17 protein-coding genes are annotated in these 24,164 nt (G+C 62.2%); 5 read left to right on the forward strand and 12 right to left on the reverse strand.

The features are described 5' to 3' along the window. Window positions 1-20: 20 nt before the first annotated feature. The 9 genes from gltB to PMI24_RS07370 form a co-directional block, all read right to left on the reverse strand. Window positions 21-4,466: a glutamate synthase large subunit gene (gene gltB / locus PMI24_RS07330; RefSeq protein WP_007952373.1), complete on the reverse strand. Its 4,446-nt coding sequence runs from the start codon at window positions 4,464-4,466 to the stop codon at window positions 21-23. 350 nt (window positions 4,467-4,816) lie between these two features. Next, the gene (locus tag PMI24_RS07335; protein ID WP_007952374.1) at window positions 4,817-6,412 is read right to left on the reverse strand and encodes an AAA family ATPase; all 1,596 of its coding nucleotides are present in this window, start codon (window positions 6,410-6,412) and stop codon (window positions 4,817-4,819) included. 10 nt (window positions 6,413-6,422) lie between these two features. Continuing rightward, on the reverse strand, window positions 6,423-7,523 hold the full coding sequence (gene aroB / locus PMI24_RS07340; RefSeq protein WP_007952380.1) for a 3-dehydroquinate synthase: 1,101 nt from the start codon (window positions 7,521-7,523) through the stop codon (window positions 6,423-6,425). Window positions 7,524-7,673: 150 nt separating this feature from the next. Then, complete coding sequence (gene aroK / locus PMI24_RS07345) at window positions 7,674-8,192, reverse strand: shikimate kinase AroK (protein ID WP_045121685.1); 519 nt, start codon at window positions 8,190-8,192, stop codon at window positions 7,674-7,676. 4 nt (window positions 8,193-8,196) lie between these two features. Continuing rightward, complete coding sequence (pilQ, locus tag PMI24_RS07350) at window positions 8,197-10,275, reverse strand: type IV pilus secretin PilQ (protein WP_007952382.1); 2,079 nt, start codon at window positions 10,273-10,275, stop codon at window positions 8,197-8,199. A gap of 14 nt (window positions 10,276-10,289) precedes the next feature. Next, window positions 10,290-10,814 (reverse strand): pilus assembly protein PilP, encoded by a 525-nt coding sequence (locus PMI24_RS07355; RefSeq protein ID WP_007952383.1) that lies wholly within the window; start codon window positions 10,812-10,814, stop codon window positions 10,290-10,292. Then, window positions 10,811-11,434: a type 4a pilus biogenesis protein PilO gene (gene pilO / locus PMI24_RS07360; protein ID WP_007952384.1), complete on the reverse strand. Its 624-nt coding sequence runs from the start codon at window positions 11,432-11,434 to the stop codon at window positions 10,811-10,813. Before pilO ends, PMI24_RS07355 begins: the two co-directional genes overlap by 4 nt. Next, the gene (locus PMI24_RS07365; RefSeq protein ID WP_007952387.1) at window positions 11,431-11,997 is read right to left on the reverse strand and encodes a PilN domain-containing protein; all 567 of its coding nucleotides are present in this window, start codon (window positions 11,995-11,997) and stop codon (window positions 11,431-11,433) included. Before PMI24_RS07365 ends, pilO begins: the two co-directional genes overlap by 4 nt. Continuing rightward, the gene (locus tag PMI24_RS07370; protein ID WP_007952389.1) at window positions 11,997-13,061 is read right to left on the reverse strand and encodes a pilus assembly protein PilM; all 1,065 of its coding nucleotides are present in this window, start codon (window positions 13,059-13,061) and stop codon (window positions 11,997-11,999) included. Before PMI24_RS07370 ends, PMI24_RS07365 begins: the two co-directional genes overlap by 1 nt. 220 nt (window positions 13,062-13,281) lie before the next feature. Between PMI24_RS07370 and PMI24_RS07375 the strand changes: the two genes are divergently transcribed. Then, window positions 13,282-15,726: a penicillin-binding protein 1A gene (locus tag PMI24_RS07375; protein ID WP_375748064.1), complete on the forward strand. Its 2,445-nt coding sequence runs from the start codon at window positions 13,282-13,284 to the stop codon at window positions 15,724-15,726. Between the two features lie 270 nt (window positions 15,727-15,996). On the opposite strand, the gene PMI24_RS07380 is transcribed toward PMI24_RS07375, so the two are convergent. The 3 genes from PMI24_RS07380 to rpmE all read right to left on the reverse strand — a co-directional run bounded on the left by PMI24_RS07380 (window position 15,997) and on the right by rpmE (window position 18,492). Further along, on the reverse strand, window positions 15,997-17,265 hold the full coding sequence (locus tag PMI24_RS07380; protein WP_007952395.1) for a malic enzyme-like NAD(P)-binding protein: 1,269 nt from the start codon (window positions 17,263-17,265) through the stop codon (window positions 15,997-15,999). Between the two features lie 184 nt (window positions 17,266-17,449). Continuing rightward, the gene (locus PMI24_RS07385) at window positions 17,450-18,232 is read right to left on the reverse strand and encodes a thermonuclease family protein (RefSeq protein ID WP_007952396.1); all 783 of its coding nucleotides are present in this window, start codon (window positions 18,230-18,232) and stop codon (window positions 17,450-17,452) included. Window positions 18,233-18,273: 41 nt separating this feature from the next. Further along, window positions 18,274-18,492, reverse strand: a complete 219-nt coding sequence (gene rpmE / locus PMI24_RS07390; RefSeq protein ID WP_007952398.1) for a 50S ribosomal protein L31 — start codon at window positions 18,490-18,492, stop codon at window positions 18,274-18,276. Window positions 18,493-18,660: 168 nt separating this feature from the next. Here rpmE and PMI24_RS07395 point away from each other — a divergent pair, with 168 nt between their 5' ends. From PMI24_RS07395 to hslV, 4 genes are all read left to right on the forward strand, one after another. After that, window positions 18,661-20,880: a primosomal protein N' gene (locus tag PMI24_RS07395; RefSeq protein WP_007952400.1), complete on the forward strand. Its 2,220-nt coding sequence runs from the start codon at window positions 18,661-18,663 to the stop codon at window positions 20,878-20,880. Between the two features lie 140 nt (window positions 20,881-21,020). Further along, complete coding sequence (gene argS / locus PMI24_RS07400; RefSeq protein ID WP_007952402.1) at window positions 21,021-22,757, forward strand: arginine--tRNA ligase; 1,737 nt, start codon at window positions 21,021-21,023, stop codon at window positions 22,755-22,757. Window position 22,758: 1 nt separating this feature from the next. Further along, window positions 22,759-23,475 (forward strand): SPOR domain-containing protein, encoded by a 717-nt coding sequence (locus tag PMI24_RS07405; RefSeq protein ID WP_007952404.1) that lies wholly within the window; start codon window positions 22,759-22,761, stop codon window positions 23,473-23,475. 155 nt (window positions 23,476-23,630) lie between these two features. After that, on the forward strand, window positions 23,631-24,161 hold the full coding sequence (hslV, locus tag PMI24_RS07410; protein WP_003196958.1) for an ATP-dependent protease subunit HslV: 531 nt from the start codon (window positions 23,631-23,633) through the stop codon (window positions 24,159-24,161). The last annotated feature ends 3 nt before the right edge of the window (window positions 24,162-24,164 follow it).

Here is a 24,164-nt window from a genome sequence, read left to right on the forward strand (position 1 = left end):
TCAAACTCTTCAGGCGCATATCACTGCGGGTTGGCACGGGTGCTGGAAAGCAACGACTTCAGGTTGGCAGCCTTCGGCTTGACCAGCCAGAAACGACGCAGGTAGTCATCGAGGTTCTCGGCGAGTTCACGACCCCACTCGCTGTCGGTTTCCGCGACGTACTCGTTCAGCACGTTCTGCAGGTGGCTGCGATAGGCTTCCATCGCCTCGCCGCTGATCCGCTGGATTTCCACCAGTTCGTGGTTGACCCGGTCAACGAAGGTGTTGTCCTGGTCGAGCACGTAGGCGAAACCGCCGGTCATGCCAGAGCCGAAGTTGTAACCGGTCTTGCCCAGAACGCAGACAAAACCACCGGTCATGTACTCACAGCAGTGATCGCCAGTGCCTTCCACGACCGTGTGGGCACCGGAGTTGCGCACGGCGAAACGCTCGCCTGCGGTGCCGGCGGCGAACAGCTTGCCGCCCGTGGCGCCGTACAGGCAGGTGTTGCCGATGATGGCGCTTTCCTGAGTCTTATAAACGCTGCCCTTCGGCGGCACGATGGTCAGCTTGCCACCGGTCATGCCTTTGCCGACGTAGTCGTTGGCGTCGCCTTCCAGGTACATGTTCAGACCGCCGGCGTTCCACACGCCGAAGCTCTGACCTGCAGTGCCCTTGAAGCGGAAGGTGATCGGCGCTTTCGCCATGCCCTGGTTGCCGTGCTTGCGCGCGATTTCGCCGGAGATCCGTGCGCCGATCGAACGGTCGCAGTTGCAGATATCCAGATCGAACTCGGCGCCGCTGAGGTCGTTGATCGCCGATGTCGCCATCTCGACCATTTTCTCGGCCAGCAAGCCTTGGTCGAAAGGCGGGTTGCGCTCGACGCCGCAGAACTGAGGCTTGTCCGCCGGGATGTGGTCGCTGCCCAGCAGCGGAGTCAGATCCAGGTGATGCTGCTTGGCGGTCTGGCCTTCGAGGATTTCCAGCAGATCGGTACGGCCGATCAGCTCTTCGAGGGAACGCACGCCCAGCTTGGCCAGCCACTCACGGGTTTCTTCGGCGACGTAGGTGAAGAAGTTCACCACCATGTCGACGGTGCCGATGTAGTGATCCTTGCGCAGCTTCTCGTTCTGAGTCGCAACGCCGGTGGCGCAGTTGTTCAGGTGGCAGATACGCAGGTATTTGCAGCCCAGCGCAATCATTGGCGCGGTGCCGAAGCCGAAGCTTTCGGCGCCGAGGATGGCTGCCTTGATCACGTCGAGGCCGGTTTTCAGGCCGCCGTCGGTCTGGACCCGAACCTTGCCGCGCAGGTCGTTGCCGCGCAGGGTCTGGTGGGTTTCGGCCAGGCCGAGCTCCCAAGGTGCGCCGGCGTACTTGATCGAGGTCAGCGGCGAAGCACCGGTGCCACCGTCGTAACCGGAAATGGTGATCAAGTCCGCATAGGCCTTGGCCACACCGGCGGCGATGGTGCCGACGCCTGCTTCAGCCACGAGTTTCACCGAGACCAGCGCCTTCGGGTTGACCTGTTTCAGGTCGAAGATCAGTTGCGACAAGTCTTCGATGGAATAGATGTCGTGGTGCGGCGGTGGCGAAATCAGGGTCACGCCCGGCACTGCGTAACGCAGCTTGGCGATCAGCCCGTTCACTTTACCGCCCGGCAGTTGCCCACCCTCGCCCGGCTTGGCGCCCTGGGCGACCTTGATCTGCAGCACTTCGGCGTTGACCAGGTATTCCGGGGTCACGCCGAAACGGCCGGTCGCGACCTGCTTGATTTTCGAGCTCTTGATGGTGCCGTAGCGCGCCGGGTCTTCGCCGCCTTCGCCGGAGTTGGAACGCGCACCGAGGCGGTTCATGGCTTCGGCCAGGGCTTCGTGAGCTTCCGGCGACAGGGCGCCCAGCGAGATACCGGCGGAGTCGAAGCGCTTGAGCACCGATTCCAGCGGTTCGATTTCACTGATGTCCAGCGGCGTGTCGAGGGTCTTGACCTTGAACAGGTCGCGGATCATCGACACCGGACGGTTGTCCACCAGCGAGGTGTATTCCTTGAATTTGGCGTAGTCGCCCTGCTGCACGGCGGCTTGCAGGGTGTTGACCACGTCCGGGTTGTACGCGTGATATTCGCCACCGTGGACGAACTTCAGCAGACCACCCTGCTGGATCGGCTTGCGCGGACTCCAGGCTTCGGTGGCCAGTGCTTTCTGCTCGGCTTCGATGTCGACAAAACGCGCACCCTTGATGCGGCTCGGCACGCCACGGAAGCTCAGCTCGCAAACTTCCTCGGACAGGCCGATGGCTTCGAACAACTGAGCACCGCGATAGGACGCGATGGTCGAGATGCCCATCTTCGACAGGATCTTCAACAGGCCTTTGGTGATGCCTTTACGGTAGTTCTTGAACACCTCGTAGAGGTCGCCCAGGACTTCACCGGTCCGGATCAGGTCGCCCAGCACTTCGTAGGCCAGGAACGGATAGACCGCCGAGGCGCCGAAACCGATCAGCACCGCGAAGTGGTGCGGATCGCGCGCGGTGGCGGTTTCAACCAAGATGTTGGAGTCGCAGCGCAGGCCTTTTTCGGTCAGGCGGTGGTGCACCGCGCCGGTGGCCAGCGAGGCGTGGATCGGCAGTTTGCCCGGGGCGATATGACGGTCGCTCAGAACAATCTGGGTACGACCGGCGCGCACGGCTTCTTCAGCCTGATCGGCGACGTTGCGGATCGCCGCTTCGAGGCCGACGCTTTCGTCGTAGTTGAGGTCGATGATCTGCCGCTCGAAACCCGGGCGGTCGAGGTTCATCAGCGAACGCCACTTGGCCGGGGAAATGACCGGCGAGCTGAGGATCACGCGCGAAGCGTGCTCCGGCGATTCCTGGAAGATGTTGCGCTCGGCACCGAGGCAGATTTCCAGCGACATCACGATCGCTTCACGCAGCGGGTCGATCGGCGGGTTGGTCACCTGGGCGAACTGCTGGCGGAAATAGTCGTACGGCGTACGCACGCGCTGGGACAGCACGGCCATCGGCGTGTCGTCGCCCATCGAGCCAACGGCTTCGTAGCCTTGTTCGCCGAGCGGACGCAGTACCTGATCGCGCTCTTCGAACGTGACCTGATACATCTTCATGTATTGCTTGAGCTGATCGACGTCGTAGAAAGCCGAACCGTGATCGTTGTCTTCCATGGTCGCCTGAATGCGCAGGGCATTCTTGCGCAGCCATTGCTTGTATGGATGACGGGATTTCAGACGGTTGTCGATCGCATCGGTGTCGAGGATCTGCCCGGTTTCGGTGTCCACGGCGAAGATCTGGCCCGGGCCGACACGGCCTTTGGCAATCACGTCTTCAGGCTTGTAGTCCCACACGCCGATTTCCGACGCCAGGGTGATGAAACCGTTGGTGGTGGTGACCCAGCGCGCCGGGCGCAGACCGTTACGGTCGAGCAGGCACACCGCGTAGCGACCGTCGGTCATTACCACGCCGGCCGGGCCGTCCCACGGCTCCATGTGCATCGAGTTGTACTCGTAGAATGCACGCAGATCCGGGTCCATGGTTTCGACGTTCTGCCACGCTGGCGGAATGATCATCCGCACGCCACGGAACAGGTCGATGCCGCCGGTGACCATCAACTCAAGCATGTTGTCCATGCTCGAGGAGTCGGAACCGACACGGTTGACCAGCGGGCCGAGCTCTTCCAGATCCATCAGATCGTTGGTGAACTTGGTGCGACGAGCCTGAGCCCAGTTGCGGTTGCCGGTGATGGTGTTGATCTCGCCGTTGTGGGCGAGGAAGCGGAATGGCTGGGCCAGCGGCCATTTCGGCAGGGTGTTGGTGGAGAAGCGCTGGTGGAACACGCAGATCGCGGTTTGCAGGCGCTCGTCGCTCAGGTCCGGATAGAACGCGGCCAGGTCGGCCGGCATCATCAGGCCTTTATAGATGATGGTCTTGTGGGAAAAGCTGCAGATGTAGTGGTCGGTGTCGGCGGCGTTGGCCACTGACGAACGACGACGGGCGCTGAACAGCTTGACCGCCATGTCCTGATCGCTCAGGCCTTCGCCGCCGATGTACACCTGCTCGATCTGCGGCAGGCGCTCAAGGGCCAGGCGGCCGAGGACGCTGGTGTCGATCGGCACTTTGCGCCAGCCGATCAGTTGCAGGCCTTCGGCCAGGATCTCGCGGTTCATGTTTTCGCGAGCGGCTTCGGCCTTGGCCGGATCCTGATTGAAGAAGACCATGCCCACGGCATATTGCTTGGGCAGCTCGACGCTGAAGGTTTCCTGGGCAATGGCACGCAGGAACGCGTCGGGCTTTTGAATCAGCAGACCGCAACCGTCACCGGTCTTGCCGTCGGCATTAATCCCACCGCGGTGGGTCATGCAGGTCAGGGCCTCGATGGCCGTTTGCAAAAGGGTATGACTGGGTTCGCCCTGCATATGGGCTATCAGGCCGAAACCGCAGTTATCCTTGAATTCATCTGGTTGGTACAGACCTGCTTTCATAGACACTTTCTCACCAGGCTGCCTCTTTTCGAGGCAAATTTCTTTTCAATTCAACCACTTGCATCTCGCGCCGAACGTACGCCGGCTTAGCGGGGGCAAAAGGGTGGTCATTGTACACAGCGACACAGAGGCTCACAAATTTGACGACGAAATGTCGCAAATTCATGTCGCATTTGTGAAAGGTTTAAAGCGATCTGCTGTGCTAGTCAAAACTTTTTTAATTTTGACCGCAACGACTCAAAGACTACTGTGACGCAGACACCACAAGGCACGCGGCCCGTAAGGGCGGCGCGCACTTGTAGAAATTTTGAGGTGCTTGGAGAGGCGGCCTGGGTAAGGCCGCCGAATCTTCAGCGAGTTGTTGCCAGTTCCTGTTGGACGCTGGCGACAGTGCGAGGCCAAGGTTTACCAGCCTGAACCTTCGCTGGCAAGGCCTTGATGGCAGAAACGGCTGCATCACGATTGGCGAAGTTGCCGTAGGTGATCACGTAGAGAGGCTTGCCGTTGAGGACTTTCTTGAAATAACGGTACTCGCCGCCCTGCTCCTTGACGAAGCTTTGCGCGGTCGCTTCGGAGCTGGTGCCGAGGATCTGCACCACGTAGTTGCTGGTCGGCTGACCGGCGTACCAGCTGCCACCGGCAGCCTTGGCGACAGTGACCGGCTTCTCGGCCGGTTTGGCGGCGGCAACAGGCTTGGCAGGCGCCGGAGCCGGTTTGGCCGCTGGAGCGGCCGGAGCAGGCTTGGCGGTCGCGACCTGGGTCGGGGCCGGGGTCGGCTTCGGTGCCGGAACTGGAACCGGGGTCGGCGCAGGGCCGGCCTGAACGCCCGCTGGTGGCGCGGTGGTGGTCACGGTAGGTGGCGTGTTGCTGGAGCCTTCAACCGGCACGCCGTCGTCGCCTTCAGTGATACCACCCGCGGCTTCAGCCAACGGGCCACGCATCACCGGTTGCGAGTTGCCGACCAGCGGCAGCGGCATCGGCTGGGTATTGCCGTTGAATTCGACGGACGGCGCGCCACCCGCCTGCGGTGTGCCCTGACCCAATGGCAGTTGCGCCTGCTCGTTGGCCGGCGCACCGGTGGTCGGTGCCTTGTTGCGACCCGGCATCAGCCAGGCGGCAGCGACCGCGACCACAACGACGGCGGAAATCGCCAATACGTGTTTCTTCGGCATGTTGAACCCCATACTTGGACGCTTGACCGCAGAGCGGCTGGCAATCATGACTTCGATCAGAGCATCGCGAGCGACCTGGTTGATGTTGCCGGGCCAACCCTCGGAGCTTTCGTGAATATCAGAGATCTGATCCGCGGTGAAAAGTTCGACACCCCGGCCCGCGCCTTCGAGCCGCTGGTCGAGATACTCGCGGGTTTCTTCTTCGGTGTACGGCTGCAATTCGATGACGTGGAAGCGCTCTTCCTCAAGGTGCAAAGCCTCGAGCTGCGCGATCAGCGACGACTCACCGAACAGGAACACATGCGGGCGGCCTTCCGGCGCGCCGGCGCCCAGCGCCATCAGCGCTTCAAGCGCGGACTCGTCGAGCTGCTCGGCATCGTCCACCAGCAGATAGACTTCCTGACCCGTCAGCGCGAGCTGCACGACCTGATCGAGGATCGCCCCGACTTCGGCCTGCGCCACGTCGAGCGCCTGGGCGATCTGGCGCAGCACACCGGCTGCATCGCCAGCGCCACGGGCGGAAACGACGACGCTCTGCACCGATTGCTTGTTGGTGCTGGCAACCAGCGCCTGACGCAGCAGGGTCTTGCCGCTGCCCTGCGGGCCGGTGACCACCAGCAGCAACTGACTGTAACGCGCCAGATGATGCAGTTGACCCAGCACCGGCTTGCGCTGGGCCGGGAAGAATTTGAAGCCCGGCACCCGCGGCGCGAAAGGGTCGTGACTTAACTGGAAATGGCCGAGGAACGCCTCGTCGGCATGCAAACTAGTCATCGGAATCTTATTAACCTTTAAGCTGAGCCAGAGCGCGGTAATCCGCTCCCAGCGTGGCCTGTAGAACCTCTTTCGGATAATCGTCGGTCACCACCGCTTCGCCCATCCGGCGCAGCAGCACCAGGCGCAAGCGACCGTCGATCACTTTTTTGTCAATTGCCATGTGTTCAAGAAAATCGGCTTCGGTCATCTCTTCCGGCGGGATCACCGGCAGACCGGCACGCTGGAACAGGCGGATGCCGCGATCGCGCTCCTGCTCGCTGATCCAGCCCAGGCGCGCGGACATTTCCAGCGCCATCACGGTGCCAGCAGCGACCGCTTCGCCATGCAACCAGACACCATAGCCCATGTGGGTTTCGATGGCGTGGCCAAAGGTGTGGCCGAGATTGAGGGTGGCCCGTACGCCGGTTTCCTTCTCGTCGGCGCCGACCACCGCCGCCTTGGCAGCGCAGGAGCGCTCGATGGCGTAGGTCAGGGCCGTTTGATCCAGCGCACGCAGGGCGTCGACGTTTTCCTCAAGCCAGGTCAGGAACGGTTCGTCGCAGATCAGACCGTATTTGATGACTTCCGCCAGGCCGGCCGACAGCTCGCGCGCTGGCAGGGTTTTCAGGGACGCGGTATCGATCAGCACCACATTCGGCTGATAGAACGCGCCGACCATGTTCTTGCCCAGCGGATGGTTGATCCCGGTCTTGCCGCCCACCGACGAATCGACCTGGGACAGCAGCGTGGTAGGGATCTGGATGAAATCGACGCCGCGCTGGTAGCAGGCGGCCGCGAAACCGGCCATGTCGCCGATCACACCGCCGCCGAGGGCGATCACCGTGGTGCGGCGGTCATGACGAGCGGTCAGCAGGCCGTCGAAGATCAGTTGCAGGGTTTCCCAGTTCTTGAAGGCTTCGCCGTCGGGCAGCACCACGGAAACCACCGAGAACTGCGCCAGGCTGCGGGTCAGACGTTCGAGATAGAGCGGCGCAACGGTCTCGTTGGAGATGATTGCCACTTGCCGCCCGTGGATATGCGGGGCCAGCAGCTCAGGCTGGTCCAGTAATCCTTCGCCAATGTGAATCGGGTAGCTGCGCTCGCCTAGGTCGACCTTGAGTGTCTGCATGTGTCCCCACGATGAAGATGAAGCAGGCGTCCTGCCTGGAATTATCGAATGTTCACGGCATGTGCTGGTGTGACGCCACTCGCACGCCATCCGCCACAACCCTTGGCGGCCATTACAGGTCGCCGAGGATAGCGCATTTCGTGCGGCGCTTTAACGGGGCGGAAGTTGCTGCAGGCGGTCGAGAATATCGAGCACGACCATGCGCGGTGGCCGCTCGTCGGTTTCCACCACCAGATCGGCGATTTCCCGATAGAGCGGATCACGGATCGCCAGCAGGTCGCGCAGGGTTTTCTCCGGATTGGCGGTGCGCAGCAACGGCCGGTTGCGGTCGCGAGAGGTGCGGCCGACCTGCTGCTCGACGGAGGCGTGCAGATACACCACCCGCCCGCCCTCGTGCAGGGCCTTGCGGTTGGCATCGCGCATCACCGCGCCGCCGCCGGTCGCCAGCACCACGCCGTCGAACGCGCACAGCTCGGCGATCATCGCCTGCTCACGGTCACGAAAGCCGGGCTCGCCTTCCTTGTCGAAGATCCACGGGATATTGGCGCCCGTACGCAGTTCAATTTCCTTGTCGGAATCCTTGAACGGCAGGCGCAGCTCTTTGGCCAGTAATCGGCCGATGGTGCTTTTTCCAGCCCCCATCGGTCCTACAAGAATCAAATTTCGCACAGAATCAACGACTCACAGCAATCGCCTGGTTATTCATGATACGCGGAGTGAGAAATACCAGCAGCTCGGATTTTTTCTCCGAAACCACATCACGCCGGAAAAGGCGGCCAAGATACGGCACATCGCCAAGAAATGGCACCTTATCTACAACCTTGCTTTGAGTATTTGAGAAAACGCCCCCAATCACGATGGTCTCGCCGTCGTTCACCAGCACCTTGGCATTGACCTCGTTTTTCTTGATCGGCGGTACATCCTGCACTTTGTTCAGGTAGTCCGGTTCGTCCTTGGTGACCTTGACCTCCATGATGATGCGGTTGTCCGGGGTGATCTGCGGCGTCACTTCCAGCGACAGCGACGCCTCCTTGAAGGACACCGACGTAGCGCCGCTGGAGCTGGCTTCCTGATACGGAATCTCGGTGCCCTTGAGGATCTTCGCAGTCTCCTTGTCGGAGGTGACCACTTTGGGCTGCGAGACGATTTCGCCGTTGCCGGTCTTTTCCATCGCGGTCAGCTCAAGGTCGAGCAAGACGTTGTCGGTGATGAACGCGATGCCGATCCCGGACGTGTTGTTGACCGTGCCCATGTCGACGAACGGCGAGTTGGTGCTGGTGCTGCCCGGCGTGCCAATGGTGGTCGACGAGCCGTTACTGACCCCGGAAGTGTTCCAGTTGCCCTTGTTCTGGATCGAACCGCCCCAGCGCACGCCCAGGCTCTTGTCGTAGTCGACGTTGGCCTCGACGATCCGCGCCTCGATCATCACCTGACGCACCGGAATATCCAGTTGCGCCACGATCCGCCGCAGCTCGTCGAGGCGATCCTGGGTCTGGTAGGCAATGATGTTGTTGGTCCGCTCATCGACGGTGATCGAACCCCGCTCGTCGACCTTGGCCTCGGCGCTGGTGACCGACTGGAACAGCTTGGCGATGTCCGCAGCCTTGGCATAGTTCACTTGCAGCAGCTCGCGGCGCAGCGGCGCCAGTTCGGCGATCTGTTTCTGCGACTCCAGTTCCTGCCGCTCACGCGCAGCGATTTCATCGGCCGGCGCCACCAGCAACACGTTGCCGACCTTGCGCTTGTCCAGGCCTTTGGTCTTGAGCACTAGATCCAGCGCCTGATCCCACGGTACGTTCTGCAGGCGCAAGGTGATTCCGCCCTGCACCGTATCGCTGGCCACCAGATTGAGGTTGGTGAAGTCGGCGATCAGTTGCAGCACCGAACGCACATCGATGTCCTGAAAGTTGAGAGAGAGCTTTTCGCCGTTATAGCTGTTGCGGTCGGCGTTGCGCTTTTGCAGGTCATCGACGGTCAACGGCCGGATGCTGACGGTCAGCTTGTTGTCGGTCTGGTAAGTGGAATAGTCGAACGTACCGTTGGGTTCGACGGTGATCGTCGCGCGATCACCGCTGACACCGGCATTGACGAACTGCACCGGGGTGGCGAAATCCTTGACGTCGAGGCGCACCCGCAGCGGTTCGGGCAATTGGGTACGGGCGAAATTGAGGATGATCTTGCCGTCGTGTTCCTGAATATCCGGTGCGATGGCTGGATCGGACAGGTCGATGACCACGTTGCCCTCGCCCGCCGTGCCACGCTGGAAATCCACACCGCGAATGGCTCTGGCGGTTGGCGCAAAGGTCCGGATCGGCGCTGCCGCAGTTGCTGCGCGCGGTGCACGAGCCGCCGGACGCGGGGCAGCGGCTTTGCTGCCTTGCCCGACCACCACGAATACCGTATTGCCTTCGACCCGGGTGTCGTACGGCGCCAGTTGCGTCAGGCTGATGATCAGCCGCGTCCGGTTATTGGCCTCGACCACCGTGGCCGTGCGGGCATTACCGCTGCCCAGGTCACGGGTCTTGCTCGCCAACTGACTTGCGACACCCGGTAGATCGAGGGCGATCCGCGCCGGCGAATCGGTGGTGTAGCCCTTGGGCTGCGGAGGCGGGCCGTCGAATGACAGCTTCAGCTCGACCCGGTCGCCCGGCAGTGCCGCGACGTCCAGCGCCTTCAGATTGGCTGCCTGTACCATCGGTGAAAGCAGCGCCATCCATAGCGAAAAACCGAGGGTGGAAAAAATCCTGTTCATTATTCGACTTCCACTTATGAGTGCTCTTTCAAAGGAATGGTGCGCGGCCGCTCAAGCCAGGCGCCCTGGCCATCCGGAACGATTTCCACCACCTCGACCTGTGAAGCGCTGATCGCAACGATCCGCCCGTCGTTACGGCCCAGGTAATCGCCGACCTTGAGCCGATGGACCCCGCCCGCCCCCCGCAGCAACGCGAAGGAACCAGAGGCGTTGGCAATCGTGCCGACCATTTCAAACTGCTCGATGTTGAAACCTTCGAGGTATTGCTTGACCCGGTTGGGATCGGGTTTCACGTCGCGCGAGCCGTGTTTCTGCCCGGCCAGATCGACCCGCAACTGACGCGAAAACGGACTGCGCAAGTTGGCGGCGCTGTAGGTGAATGTCGGGTAGGAGCGGAAGGTCGGGGTCGGCTCGATCTTGCCCGGCGGACGCAGGCGCACTTCATTCATGTAGGCGTCGAGGTCACTGAAGTCATCGCCGCCACAGCCACCGAGCATCAATAACAATGCCGACAAGGCGATAAAACGGATCGGGCTCATTTTTGCAGCCCCTTGTCGTTGTAGCGGTAGGTCTTGGCGAGAATGCTCATGCGCAACTTCGGCCCGCCTTCGGGATTGGCCGGCGCCAGCTCGAAATCGTGCAGGGTGACGATGCGGGGCAACCCGGCCACGCCACTGACGAAGGTCGCAAGGTCGTGGTAGGCACCGGTCACGGTGATCTGGATGGGCAGCTCGATGTAGAACTGCTGGGTGACCTCCGGCAGCAGCTTGATCTCTTCGAATTCAAGACCGCTGCCCAGCCCAGTGCGGGTGATGTCTTCCAGCAACCCCGGCACTTCGGTGTCACTGGGCAATTGCCGCAACAGCACGCCGAACGAATTTTCCATCTCTTTCATCTGCTGGGTGTACAGCTCCAGATTGGCCGCCATGTGCGCCTTGCTCGCAAACTGTTCCTTGAGGGTGATTTCCTCCTCACGCTTGAGCTCGAGCTGATTCTCCAGGTCACTGATGAAAAAGTTATAGCCAAGCGCCAGAACCAGCACCATCAACAGCCCGCCGGCCAGGCTTTTGACCACTGGCGGCCAGGAGCCGATGTTGCTGGTGTCCAGGTCGTTGAAATCGACATTGCGCAGGCTGTCCAGCCACTCGGACGGCTTCATTGGTCGTCCTCCTCGATCCGGGGTCGAGTCTGGCGAACGGTCAGCTGAAAGACGTTGGCCTGATCCACCTGGCCAGCGGTGGTGGCTTTCACTTCATTGAGGTTGGGCGCATCGAACCAGTCGGAGGCATCGAGATTGCGCATCAGGTCGGACACCCGATTGTTCGACTCCGCCGCGCCGCTGATCGACAGGGTCTTGCCGACCATCTTCACGTCGGTGAAATACACCCCGTCGGGCAAGGTGCGCGCCAGCTGATCGAAGATCCGCCCGCTGATCTGCCGGTTGCCCTGCAAGTCCTGGATGATGCGCATGCGCTCCACCAGTTGCTGACGATGGGCCTTGAGCTCGCTGATCTGCTTGATCCGTTCGTCGACCACGGCGATCTGCTTGCCGATGTAGTCATTGCGCGCGACCTGCCGCGCGATGGCGGCGCTGATGATCTGGTCGGCAATGAGCACCGCCCCGACCGAACCGACCACCACGCCGGTCAAGGCCAGCAGGAAGCGTTTGCGCCGCTCTTCGCGACGCTCCTCGCGCCAGGGTAAAAGATTGATCCGCGCCATCAGTCGAAACTCCTGAGCGCGAGCCCGCAGGCAATCATCAGGGCCGGCGCATCGCTCGCCAGGGCCCCGGCGTTGACCTTGCTGCTCAAGGCCATGTCGGAAAACGGGTTGGCAACCTGGGTCGGGGTGTTCAGGCGTTCTTCGATCAGCCGGTCGAGCCCGGGCACCGACGCCGTGCCGCCGGCCAGCAGAATGTGGTCGACAGCGTTGTACTGACCGGAAGCGAAAAAGAACTGCAGGGAGCGCGACACCTGCTGCACCAGTGCCTCGCGAAACGGTTGCAGCACCTCGCTGACGTAGTCGTCCGGCAGGCCGCCCTGCTTCTTGGCGAGTCCCGCCTGTTCAAGGGTCAGGCCATAACGGCGCTGGATTTCCTCGGTCAGCTGTCGACCGCCGAACAGCTGCTCGCGGGTGTAGATGATCCGACCGTTGTGCAGGACGCTGAGGGTAGTCATGGTGGCGCCGATGTCGACCACGGCCACCGTCAGACGATCCTGTGACGCGGCCAGTTGCGTAGCCAGCAGGCCAAACGAGCGCTCCAGCGCATAAGCCTCGACATCCACCACCCGCGCCGTCAGCCCGGCCAGTGCGAGCGCCGCTTCGCGGACTTCGACGTTTTCCTTGCGACAGGCGGCCAGCAGCACGTTGACCCGCTCGGGGTTGCGCGGCGAAACGCCCTGGACTTCGAAGTCGATGGCGACCTCGTCCAGCGGATAGGGAATGTATTGATCGGCTTCGATCTTGAGCTGGTTTTCCAGCTCGTCGTCGGACAGCCCGGCGTCCATCTCGATGACCTTGGTGATCACCGCAGAACCGGCCACCGCCACCGCCACGGTTTTCAGCCCGGTGCGCGCCTTGACCAGCACCCGGGACAGGGCCTGGCCGACGCCCTCGAGCTCGGCGATGTTCTTTTCGACCACGGCACTCGCCGGCAACGGCTCCACCGCGTACGCCTCGACCCGGTAGCGCTCACCCTGACGGCTCAGCTCCAGCAGCTTCACCGATGTGGAGCTGATGTCGATCCCCAGTAACGTATTGGCCTTTTTATTGAAGAGTCCTAGCACTACCAATTCCCTATGACTATCCGTGAGTTACGGACTCTGTAATGCGCATTGCGTTCCCTCGCCCCGTCTTGACAGAAGCGCAAATGACGCCCCCAGCGGAAAAGTGCTTATAATGCCCAGCGATTTTTTCCGCTTTTTACTGCCGGCGCGGGTCGTTCTGTGTGTTTCCCGGAACCCTGTCGCCCAATTCATTCTTTGCCGTGGATGTCCAAAAGCCTTGATTCGTCTGCTGAAATTTTTCGGTTGGTCCATCGTCGCCGTTTTCTGCGGACTGCTTTTAGGTCTCAGCGGCGCGTTTCTTTACCTTAGTCCGGGTTTGCCATCTGTGGAGGCGCTGAGAAGCATTCAGTTGCAGATTCCGCTCCGGGTCTACAGCAGCGACAACAAGTTGATCGCAGAATTTGGCGAAATGCGCCGCACACCGATCCGTTTCGCCGACATTCCCCCCAATTTCATCAATGCGTTACTAAGTGCTGAAGACGACAACTTCGCCAATCACTATGGCGTCGATCCGAGCAGCCTGATGCGTGCCGCGACCCAACTGGTCAAGAGCGGTCACATCCAGTCCGGCGGCAGCACCATCACCATGCAGGTGGCGAAGAACTTCTTCCTGACCAGCGAACGCAGCTTCTCGCGCAAGACCACTGAAATCCTTCTGGCCCTGCAGATCGAACGGCAGCTGACCAAGGACGAGATCCTTGAGCTGTACGTGAACAAGATCTATCTGGGCAACCGCGCCTACGGCATCGAGGCGGCGGCGCAGGTGTATTACGGCAAGTCGATCCGCGAAGTCAGCCTGGCGCAGATGGCGATGATCGCCGGCCTGCCGAAAGCCCCGTCGCGCTTCAACCCGTTGGCCAACCCGGCGCGCAGCAAGGAGCGTCGCGACTGGATCCTCGGCCGCATGTACAAGCTCGGCAAGATCACCGAGGCCGACTACACCGCCGCGATCAACGAGCCGCTGAACGCCAGCTATCATGTGCCGACCCCGGAAGTGAACGCGCCGTACATCGCCGAAATGGCCCGTGCGGAAATGGTCGGCCGCTACGGCAGCGACGCCTATACCGAAGGTTTCCGCGTCACCACCACGGTGCCGAGCAACCTCCAGGAAATGGCCAACACAGCTTTGCACGAAGGCCTGATGACCTACGATCAGCGCCACGGCTACCGTGGCCCTGAATCGCGCCTGCCGGGCAAGACCCGTGAAGCCTGGGCCACCGAACTGACCAAGCAACGCACCATCAGCAGCCTCGAGCCGGCCATCGTCACCCAGGTCGACAAGACCGGCCTGCAAGTGCTGACCCGCACCGGCGAAGAGCACGTGGCGTGGGACACCATGAAATGGGCGCGACCGTTCCTCAATACCAACAGCATGGGCGCCAATCCGCGTCAGCCGTCGGATGTGGCACAGATCGGCGACCTGGTTCGCGTGCAGCGCCAGCCGAACAATTCGCTGAAGTTCAGTCAGATCCCACAGGCGCAAGGCGCGCTGGTGTCGCTGGATCCGCAGAACGGCGCGATCCGTTCGCTGGTCGGCGGTTTCGCCTTCGAGCAGAGCAACTACAACCGCGCGATGCAGGCCAAGCGTCAACCGGGCTCGAGCTTCAAGCCGTTCGTCTACAGCGCCGCACTGGATAACGGCTACACCGCCGCCAGCCTGGTCAACGACGCACCGATCGTGTTCGTCGACGAGTACCTGGACAAGGTCTGGCGTCCGAAGAACGACACCAACACCTTCCTCGGCCCGATCCGTTTGCGTGAGGCGCTGTACAAGTCGCGCAACCTGGTGTCGATCCGCCTGTTGCAGGCGATGGGCGTGGGCAAGACCATCGACTACATCACCCGCTTCGGCTTCAACAAGCAGGACCTGCCACCAAACCTGTCCCTGGCGCTGGGCACCGCGACCCTGACGCCAATGGAAATCGCCACCGGCTGGAGCACCTTCGCCAACGGCGGCTACAAGATCACCCCGTACATCATCGACAAGATCGAAAGCCGCAACGGCGACACGCTGTTCGTCGCCAATCCGCCGACCGTACCGCAGGGCGGCGCGGCCACCGACGGTATCGCGGCCCCCGCTACCGAATCGTTTACCGTCAATGCAGCGCCGGTTCCGGGTGAAGCGCCGGGCAACGCCGCCGTGCCGCAAGCACCGGCAGTTGCCGAGCGCATCGTCGATGGCCGCACTACTTACATCCTCAACAGCATGCTGCAGGACGTGATCAAGCTTGGCACCGGCCGTCGCGCACTGGCCCTGGGCCGCAGCGACATCGCGGGCAAGACCGGTACCACCAACGAATCCAAGGATGCGTGGTTCTCCGGTTACAACGCCGATTACGTGACCACCGTGTGGACCGGTTTCGACCAGCCGGAAAGCCTCGGTCGCCGGGAGTTCGGCGGCACCGTGGCACTGCCGATCTGGATGAACTACATGGCCGCCGCGCTCAAGGACAAGCCACCGCATGTCCAGCCGGAGCCGGAAGGCATCCTCAGCCTGCGGGTGGACCCGGTCAGCGGTCGCGCGGCATCGCCGAGCACGCCGGGGGCCTACTTCGAGCTGTTCAAGGCTGAGGACACGCCACCGTCGGTCAACGAGATCGGCAATGGCACCGTGCCGGGCAGTCCGCTGCCAGCGGATGAGCAGGCGCCGATCGATCTGTTCTGATCCTGATCCTGAACCGCTAAAAAGCCCCGCCTTCGATTGAAGTGCGGGGCTTTTTATTACCTGTTCATTTTTGTGTTGTCTGGGCCGGCCTCTTCGCGGGCAAGCCCGCTCCCACAGTAACCGGGTGTACGCTCCATTTGTGAACGCCACAAAACCCTGTGGGAGCGGGCTTGCCCGCGAAGAGGCCCTTAAGATCACCCCAAAATCAACAGGCACAAAAAAGCCCCGACTCTCACGAACCGGGGCTTTCGGTTGAAGCGCTACAACGACTTAGCCGTTGAACACGTCATCCACGCTTTTCAGCGGGTAGTTCTTCGGATACGGCAGGGTCGCCACACCGGTCTCGATCGCGGCCTTGGCCACGGCGTCGGAGATCACGGTGATCAGGCGTTTGTCCATTGGCTTCGGAATGATGTACTCACGGCCGAATTCCAGGGAGATACCGCCGTAGGCGTCGCAGACTTCCTGAGGCACCGGCAGCTTGGCCAGTTCGCGCAGGGCGTTGGCGGCAGCGATCTTCATTTCTTCGTTGATGCGCTTGGCGCGAACGTCCAGGGCACCACGGAAGATGAACGGGAAGCCCAGCACGTTGTTGACCTGGTTCGGGTAGTCCGAACGGCCGGTGGCCATGATCACGTCGTTACGGGTGGCGTGAGCCAGTTCCGGGGAGATTTCCGGATCCGGGTTGGAGCAGGCGAAGACGATCGGGTTGGCCGCCATGCGCTTGAGTTGCTCGGCGCTCAGCAGGTTCGGGCCCGACAGGCCGACGAATACGTCAGCGCCTTCGATGGCGTCGTCCAGGGTGCGTTTCTCGGTAGGGTGAGCGAACACAGCCTTGTACTGGTTCAGGTCGTCACGGCCAGCGTGGATCACGCCAGTACGGTCAACCATGAAGATGTTCTCGACCTTGGCGCCCATGCTCACCAGCAGTTTCATGCAGGAGATGGCGGCTGCGCCAGCGCCCAGGCAGACGATCTTGGCGTCGGCCAGGGTTTTGCCAGCGATTTCCAGGGCGTTGATCATGCCCGCAGCGGTCACGATCGCGGTGCCGTGCTGGTCATCGTGGAATACCGGAATGTCGCACTGCTCGATCAGAGCACGTTCGATCTCAAAGCACTCAGGCGCCTTGATGTCTTCCAGGTTGATGCCACCGAAGGTGATGGAAATGCGTTTTACGGTGTCGATGAAGGCTTGCGGGCTTTCGGAGTCGACTTCGATGTCGAAGACGTCGATGCCGGCGAAGCGCTTGAACAGCACGCCTTTACCTTCCATCACTGGCTTGGAAGCCAGTGGGCCGAGGTTACCCAGGCCCAGAATCGCGGTGCCATCGGAAATGACTGCAACCAGGTTGCCCTTGCCGGTGTACTTGTAGGCCAGTTCAGGATCGCGGGCGATCTCGCGCACTGGTTCAGCTACGCCGGGGCTGTAGGCCAGCGACAGGTCGCGGGCGGTAGCAGTGGCCTTGGTGAGCTCGACACTCAGCTTTCCTGGACGAGGATTGGCATGATATTCGAGAGCGGCAGTTTTCAGATCAGACATTTTGGCATTCCGCTTTTTACTGTTGGACAGACTGGTCAGCGAGGATACGCGCCTCGCAAAGTCCCCACAAGACTGCCCGGTCACCCCTGTCAAGCGCCCTGCCCTACGACTTTTGGCCAAGAGCCACGGCGCACAAGGGCTAGACTGTTCACAATCGACAGAAAAAATGTCTACAACTTTTTATTCAGCGGGACGACTGAAGCATCGAAGGATTGGTCAGCGGCAACAGCCAGCGCGCCTGACCTGATTTCAGTCCGCCGCGCCGGGAACGGTCGACCACCCAGCCACGGGCCTCGATCTGCTTGCCCTTCAACGCCTGCAGAGAGGCGGCGTCGAAGCGATCCAGCAGATTGGGTGCAACGCGCAGTACAAGCTTGTCCTGCAACTCGATCCAGATTCCGCCGCGATTGCGTTGAACCTTGCTCACACGACCGCTGACCACGGCAAAACCAGAGCGCTCGATCTGCTCCGCTTTCAGTACAGGAGAGCGCTTCCACAGGCCCAGCCCGGCCTTTCGCGCGCGGCGCTCGGCGTCTTGCTGGCAATCGACCAGATCGACATTCGGCGCCACCGCGACCTGGAAACCGAGGCCATCGGCGAGCATTTGCGCTTCGAGATTCTCACCCTTGGCGCTGAAAACATGGGCCAGGGTTCGTCCGTAACGATCCTTGGACTCAACGCCGAGTCGCAGGCCAACTCGCCCGTCGCTCTCGGCGACCAGGGCTTCGAGACGCTTGCGCGCCACTACCGCAAACGGCTCGTCGCTGCGACCCTGCTTGCCGAGCTCGGGCGTATTAAGGCCGATCATCCGCACATTACGCCCGTCGCTCAGGCGCAGGGTGTCGCCGTCGACCACCCGCTGCACCGTGGCGCTGTCCAGCCCGGCCGGCGCCGGGCAGAAGGCCTGGGCGGCGGAGAGCCAAATCGCGGACACAAAAAAGGCGCCCGCAAGGGACGCCTTTTTCATCAGACCGGAAAAGCCGCTGAGGTTTTCCAGAATGAAGGGCCTTAGGCCTTTTTCGCGCCGAAAGCACCGAAACGGTCGGCGAACTTCTGAACGCGACCACCGGTGTCCAGAGTCTTCTGCTTACCGGTGTAGAACGGGTGGCACTCGTTGCAAACGTCGATCGCCAGGGCTTTGCCGAAGGTCGAACGGGTTTCGAACTTGTTGCCGCAGCTGCAAGTTACTGCAACTTCTGGGTAATTCGGGTGGATATCGGCTTTCATGGTGTTTTCCTCAGCTGGCGTGCCGCCATCCAACACGATTGTTGAATACCGCACGTAATTAGGCCGCGGATTCTACCAGACCTTTGCAATCACGCAAGCTGTCGCTGAGACCGACCGTCTGCTAGGCTCCCGGCCTTCTTTACCGCCCCAGCATCGAGAACTCCCCGCGTGCCCGACGCCATTCTGCGCCTCGCCCTGCCTTCGCCCCTGCGCCGCCTGTTCGACTATCGGGCCCCGGCCGGCGTGCTGCGTTCGCAGTTGCAACCGGGCATGCGCCTGCGGGTGCCGTTCGGCCGACGGGAGATGATCGGGATTCTGGTGGAGGTCACCGACACCAGCGAAGTGCCGGTGGAAAAGCTCAAACCGGCACTGGCGCTGCTCGACGCCACCGCTCCGCTACCGCCGGCGCTGTTCAAGCTGTGCCTGTGGACGGCTCAATATTATCAGCACAGCCTCGGCGACACGCTGAGCTGGGCGTTGCCGGTGCTATTGCGTCAGGGCGAACTGGCCGAGGCCCGTCAGGAACGCTTCTGGTCCGCCGCTCCCGGCGCCAGCCTCGATGACCCGCGCATCGCCCGCGCCCCGCGCCAGCGTGAAGCCCTGGCGACGCTGGCCCAGCATCCCCACGGCGTCGCCCATCAGTTGCTGAGCAAACTGATGCTGAGCAAGGACAGCCTTGATCTGCTGCTGGCGAAGGATCTGGTGCAGGTCGAAGTGCGCCGTCACGCCCCCGGCGCGCGCCATGAACATTGGCTGGCCCAGCCGGAGTTGCCGCTCAACAGCGAACAACGCGCCGCCTACGAGGCAATTCGCGCCGGGTTCGACAGTTATCACGCGTTCCTGCTGGCCGGGGTCACCGGCAGCGGCAAGACCGAAGTCTATTTGCAGTTGATCCGCGAAACCCTCGAGGCCGGCAAGCAGGCGCTGGTACTGATCCCGGAGATCAACCTCGGCCCGCAGACCCTCGCCCGCTTCGAACAACGCTTCAATGCACGCATCGCCCTGCTGCACTCGGCGGTCAATGACCGTGATCGTCTTGATGCCTGGCTCGCTGCCCGCGATGGCGAGGCCGACATTATTATCGGCACCCGCTCGGCGCTGTTCACCCCGATGAAGAATCCGGGGCTGATCATCATCGACGAAGAACACGACGGCTCCTATAAACAGCAGGAAGGCCTGCGCTACCACGCTCGGGATCTGGCGCTGGTGCGGGCGCGGCAGGAAAACATCCCGATCGTGCTCGGCTCCGCGACCCCATCCCTGGAAAGCCTGCACAACGCCTACACCGGTCGCTACGGACTCCTACGCCTGAACGAACGGGCCGGCGGCGCCAAGCAGCCGCGTTTCCTGCGCCTCGATGTGAAAAGCCGTCCACTGGACAGCGGCATTTCCGGGCCGATGCAGCAAGCCATCGGCCAGACCCTCGCCGCCGGCCAGCAGGTATTGGTGTTCCTCAACCGCCGGGGGTTTGCCCCGACTCTGCTGTGCCACGATTGCGGCTGGATGTCCGAGTGCCAGCGCTGCGATGCGCGAATGACGGTGCACCAGCGCTACGGCGAACTGCGCTGCCACCACTGCGGTTACGTCGAGCGCGTGCCGCGCCAGTGCCCGAAGTGCAACAAGGTCGATCTGCGCCCCGTGGGCGCCGGCACCGAGCGGGCTGAGGAACGGCTGGCGATTCTGTTTCCGGATTATCCGGTGTTGCGCGTCGACCGTGACAGCACGTCGCGCAAGGACGCGATGAATCAGCTGTTCGCCACGATCCAGAAAGGCCAGCCGTGCATTCTGGTCGGCACCCAGATGTTGGCCAAGGGTCACCACTTCCCTCGGGTGACGCTGGTATCAATCCTCGATGCCGACGGCGGGCTGTTTTCCGGCGACTTCCGCGCCAGCGAGCGCATGGCGCAGTTGATCGTGCAGGTCGCCGGCCGGGCCGGGCGGGCGGAAGAACCGGGCAAGGTGATCATCCAGACGCATCTGGCCGACCATCCTTTATTGGTGCAACTGACCGAGCAGGGTTACTTCGCCTTCGCCGAGCAGGCCCTGAGCGAACGCCGCGCCGCCGGACTGCCACCGTTTGCCCACCTCGCTCTGCTGCGCGCCGAAGCGCACAAGCCGGGGCAGGCCGAAGGCTTTCTCGATGAGGCGTGCAGCGAGGCCGAGCGTTTGCTGGCCGAACAGAACCTGACCGGCATTGAACTGCTTGGCCCCGTGCCGGCGCCGATGGAACGCCGGGCCGGACGCTTCCGCGCGCAGCTGCTGTTGCAGGCCACGGCCCGGGCGCCACTGCACCGATTGCTGGCGAGCTGGTTGCTGGTGCTGGAACAGATGCCAAGCGGCCGGGCGGTGCGCTGGTCGCTGGATGTCGATCCGGTGGATCTGTACTGACCGGGCAACCGGCCGAATTGTCACCACACATCCACATCCTGCCTGCTAAGGTTGGCAAGCCCGTCTTCGCAACGGATAATGCCCAGTTTTTCCACCCGCGCATCGATGCGCCGCCGCGCTTGCGGTCGAAAGAGAAGACCATGAAAGACACCATTCGCCAGCTGATCCAACAAGCCCTCACCCAACTCGTCAACGAAGGTGTGTTGCCTGAAGGCCTGACGCCGGCGATCCAGGTGGAAAACGCCCGGGACAAGACCCACGGCGACTTCGCCAGCAACATCGCGATGATGCTGGCCAAGCCTGCGGGCATGAAACCGCGCGACCTGGCGGAGAAAATCATCGCCGCCCTGCCGGCTGACGAGAACGTCACCAAGGCCGAAATCGCCGGTCCTGGCTTCATCAACTTCTTCCAGAACACTCAAGCCCTGGCCTCGCGCCTCGACGCCGCCCTGGCCGACGCTCACGTTGGCGTGCGCAAGGCCGGCCCGGCGCAACGCACCGTGGTCGACCTGTCGGCACCTAACCTGGCCAAAGAGATGCACGTCGGCCACCTGCGTTCGACCATCATCGGCGACGGCGTGGCCCGTGTGCTCGAATTCCTCGGCGACACCGTCATCCGTCAGAACCACGTCGGCGACTGGGGCACCCAGTTCGGCATGTTGATGGCGTACCTGCAGGAAAACCCGATCACCAGCGACGAGCTGTCGGACCTGGAAAACTTCTACCGCGCCGCCAAGCAACGCTTCGACGAATCTCCGGAATTCGCCGATCGCGCCCGTGGTCTGGTGGTCAAGTTGCAGGCCGGCGACGCTGAATGCCTGGCGCTGTGGACCAAGTTCAAGGACATCTCGCTGTCGCACTGCCAGAAGATCTACGAACTGCTCAACGTCAAACTGACCATGGCCGACGTGATGGGCGAAAGCGCCTACAACGACGACCTGATCAACGTGGTCAACGACCTGAAAGCCGCCGGCATGCTGGTCGAAAGCAACGGCGCACAGTGCGTGTTCCTCGACGAATTCAAGAACGCCGAAGGCGAGCCGCTGCCGGTGATCATCGTCAAGGCTGACGGCGGCTACCTGTACGCCACCACCGACCTGGCGGCCGTGCGCTATCGCAGCGGCAAGCTGAAGGCCGACCGTGCGCTGTACTTCGTCGACCAGCGTCAGGCCCTGCACTTCCAGCAAGTGTTCGCCGTAGCGCGCAAGGCCGGTTTCGTGACCCATCCGATGGAAATGGAGCACATGGGCTTCGGCACCATGAACGGCGCCGACGGCCGTCCGTTCAAGACCCGTGATGGCGGTACCGTGAAGCTGATCGACCTGCTGACCGAAGCGCAGGAACGTGCCTACAGCCTGGTGAAGGAAAAGAACCCGACACTGGCCGAAGACGAACTGCGCGCGATCGCCAAAGTCGTGGGCATCGGCGCGGTGAAGTACGCCGACCTGTCGAAGCACCGCACCAGCGACTACAGCTTCAACTTCGACCAGATGCTCAACCTCGAAGGCAACACCGCGCCATACCTGCTGTACGCCTACACCCGCGTGGCCGGCGTGTTCCGCAAACTGGACAAGGATTACAGCGAAGTCGACGGCCAGATCGTCCTCGAAGCGCCGCAGGAACACGACCTGGCAGCCAAACTGGCGCAGTTCGGCGAAGTGCTGAACAACGTTGCGGAAAAAGGCACGCCACACACCCTGTGCACCTACCTGTACGAGGTCGCCGGCTTGTTCTCCAGCTTCTACGAGAACTGCCCGATCCTCGCCGCAGAGACCCCGGCACAAATGCAAAGCCGTCTGCGCCTTGCCGCGCTGACCGGCCGTACCCTCAAGCAAGGCCTGGAACTGCTCGGCCTGGAAACCCTGGAGCGCATGTAAGTTGGCTGCCAAGAAAAAACCTGCACCCAAGCGTGGCGCCAGCCGTTACCAAGCTCCAGCGAAGCAGCCGATTCCGGGCTGGCTGTGGATGGCCATCGGCCTGACGGTCGGCGCGTTCATCGTGTTCCTGATGAAACTGGAGCCGGGCAAGGGCAGCGACACGGTCAAGCGCGAGAAGATCGAGCAACAGCAACAACAGAAAGCCAGCAAGATCGCCGAGGCCAACAAGACCCCGCCGAGCCCGACGCAACCGGTGAAGCCGAAGTACGACTTCTACACCCTGCTGCCGGAATCGGAAGTGATCGTGCCGCCTGATGCCGTGCCGGAGAAAACCCTGCCGACGCCACAAGTGCCGGCCATCCCGACCACGCCAGTGACCCCGGCGGAAGCGGCGAAAATCGACACCGCACGCGCACAGGCTGCACTGGCCGGGATCACCCCGCCGCCAGCGCCACCGGTGACCAAGGCTGCACCGGTGACCAAGTTCTTCCTCCAGGCCGGCTCGTTCCGCAAAGAGACGGATGCCGACAAGGTCCGCGCGCAGATCATTCTGCTCGGCCAGGCGGTCGCGGTTGAGTCCGGGACGGTCAAGGATGAAACCTGGTATCGCGTACTGGTCGGCCCGTTCAGCAACCGCGAACAGCTGACCACCGCCCAGAAGCAACTGGCGGGCGCCGGCTTCAGCAACCTGTTGTTACAACAACGCCAGAGCCGCTGATATCCCCTGAATGATCCTCCCCGCGCGCGGCGCGGGGAGGATCAGCGCAACACCACCGCTCGTCCCCTCTCCCGCCCCGCAGTTGAAATCCTCTCCACCACCCCCATATGAATGGGCATAAGGCATTTTCGCCCCGCAGTGTGGAGACTCTTCCCTTGACCACCATCGTTTCAGTCCGCCGCCACGGCAAAGTCGTCATGGGCGGCGACGGCCAGGTTTCTCTCGGCAACACCGTGATGAAAGGCAACGCGAAGAAAGTTCGTCGCCTGTACCACGGCGAAGTCATCGCCGGTTTCGCCGGTGCCACCGCCGACGCCTTCACCCTGTTCGAACGTTTCGAAGGCCAGCTTGAAAAGCACCAGGGCCACCTGGTTCGCGCCGCCGTCGAACTCGCCAAAGAATGGCGCACCGACCGCTCCCTGAGCCGCCTCGAAGCGATGCTCGCGGTCGCCAACAAGGACGCATCCCTGATCATCACCGGCAACGGTGACGTGGTCGAACCCGAAGACGGCCTGATCGCCATGGGTTCCGGTGGCGCCTATGCGCAAGCCGCCGCCAGCGCCCTGCTGAAGAAGACCGACCTGTCGGCCCGCGAAATCGTCGAAACCGCTCTCGGCATCGCCGGCGACATCTGTGTATTCACCAACCACACCCAGACCATTGAGGAGCAGGATCTCGCTGAATAAGCC

It is taken from the genome of Pseudomonas sp. GM25, from assembly GCF_000282255.1.
Lineage (GTDB): Bacteria > Pseudomonadota > Gammaproteobacteria > Pseudomonadales > Pseudomonadaceae > Aquipseudomonas > Aquipseudomonas aphyarum.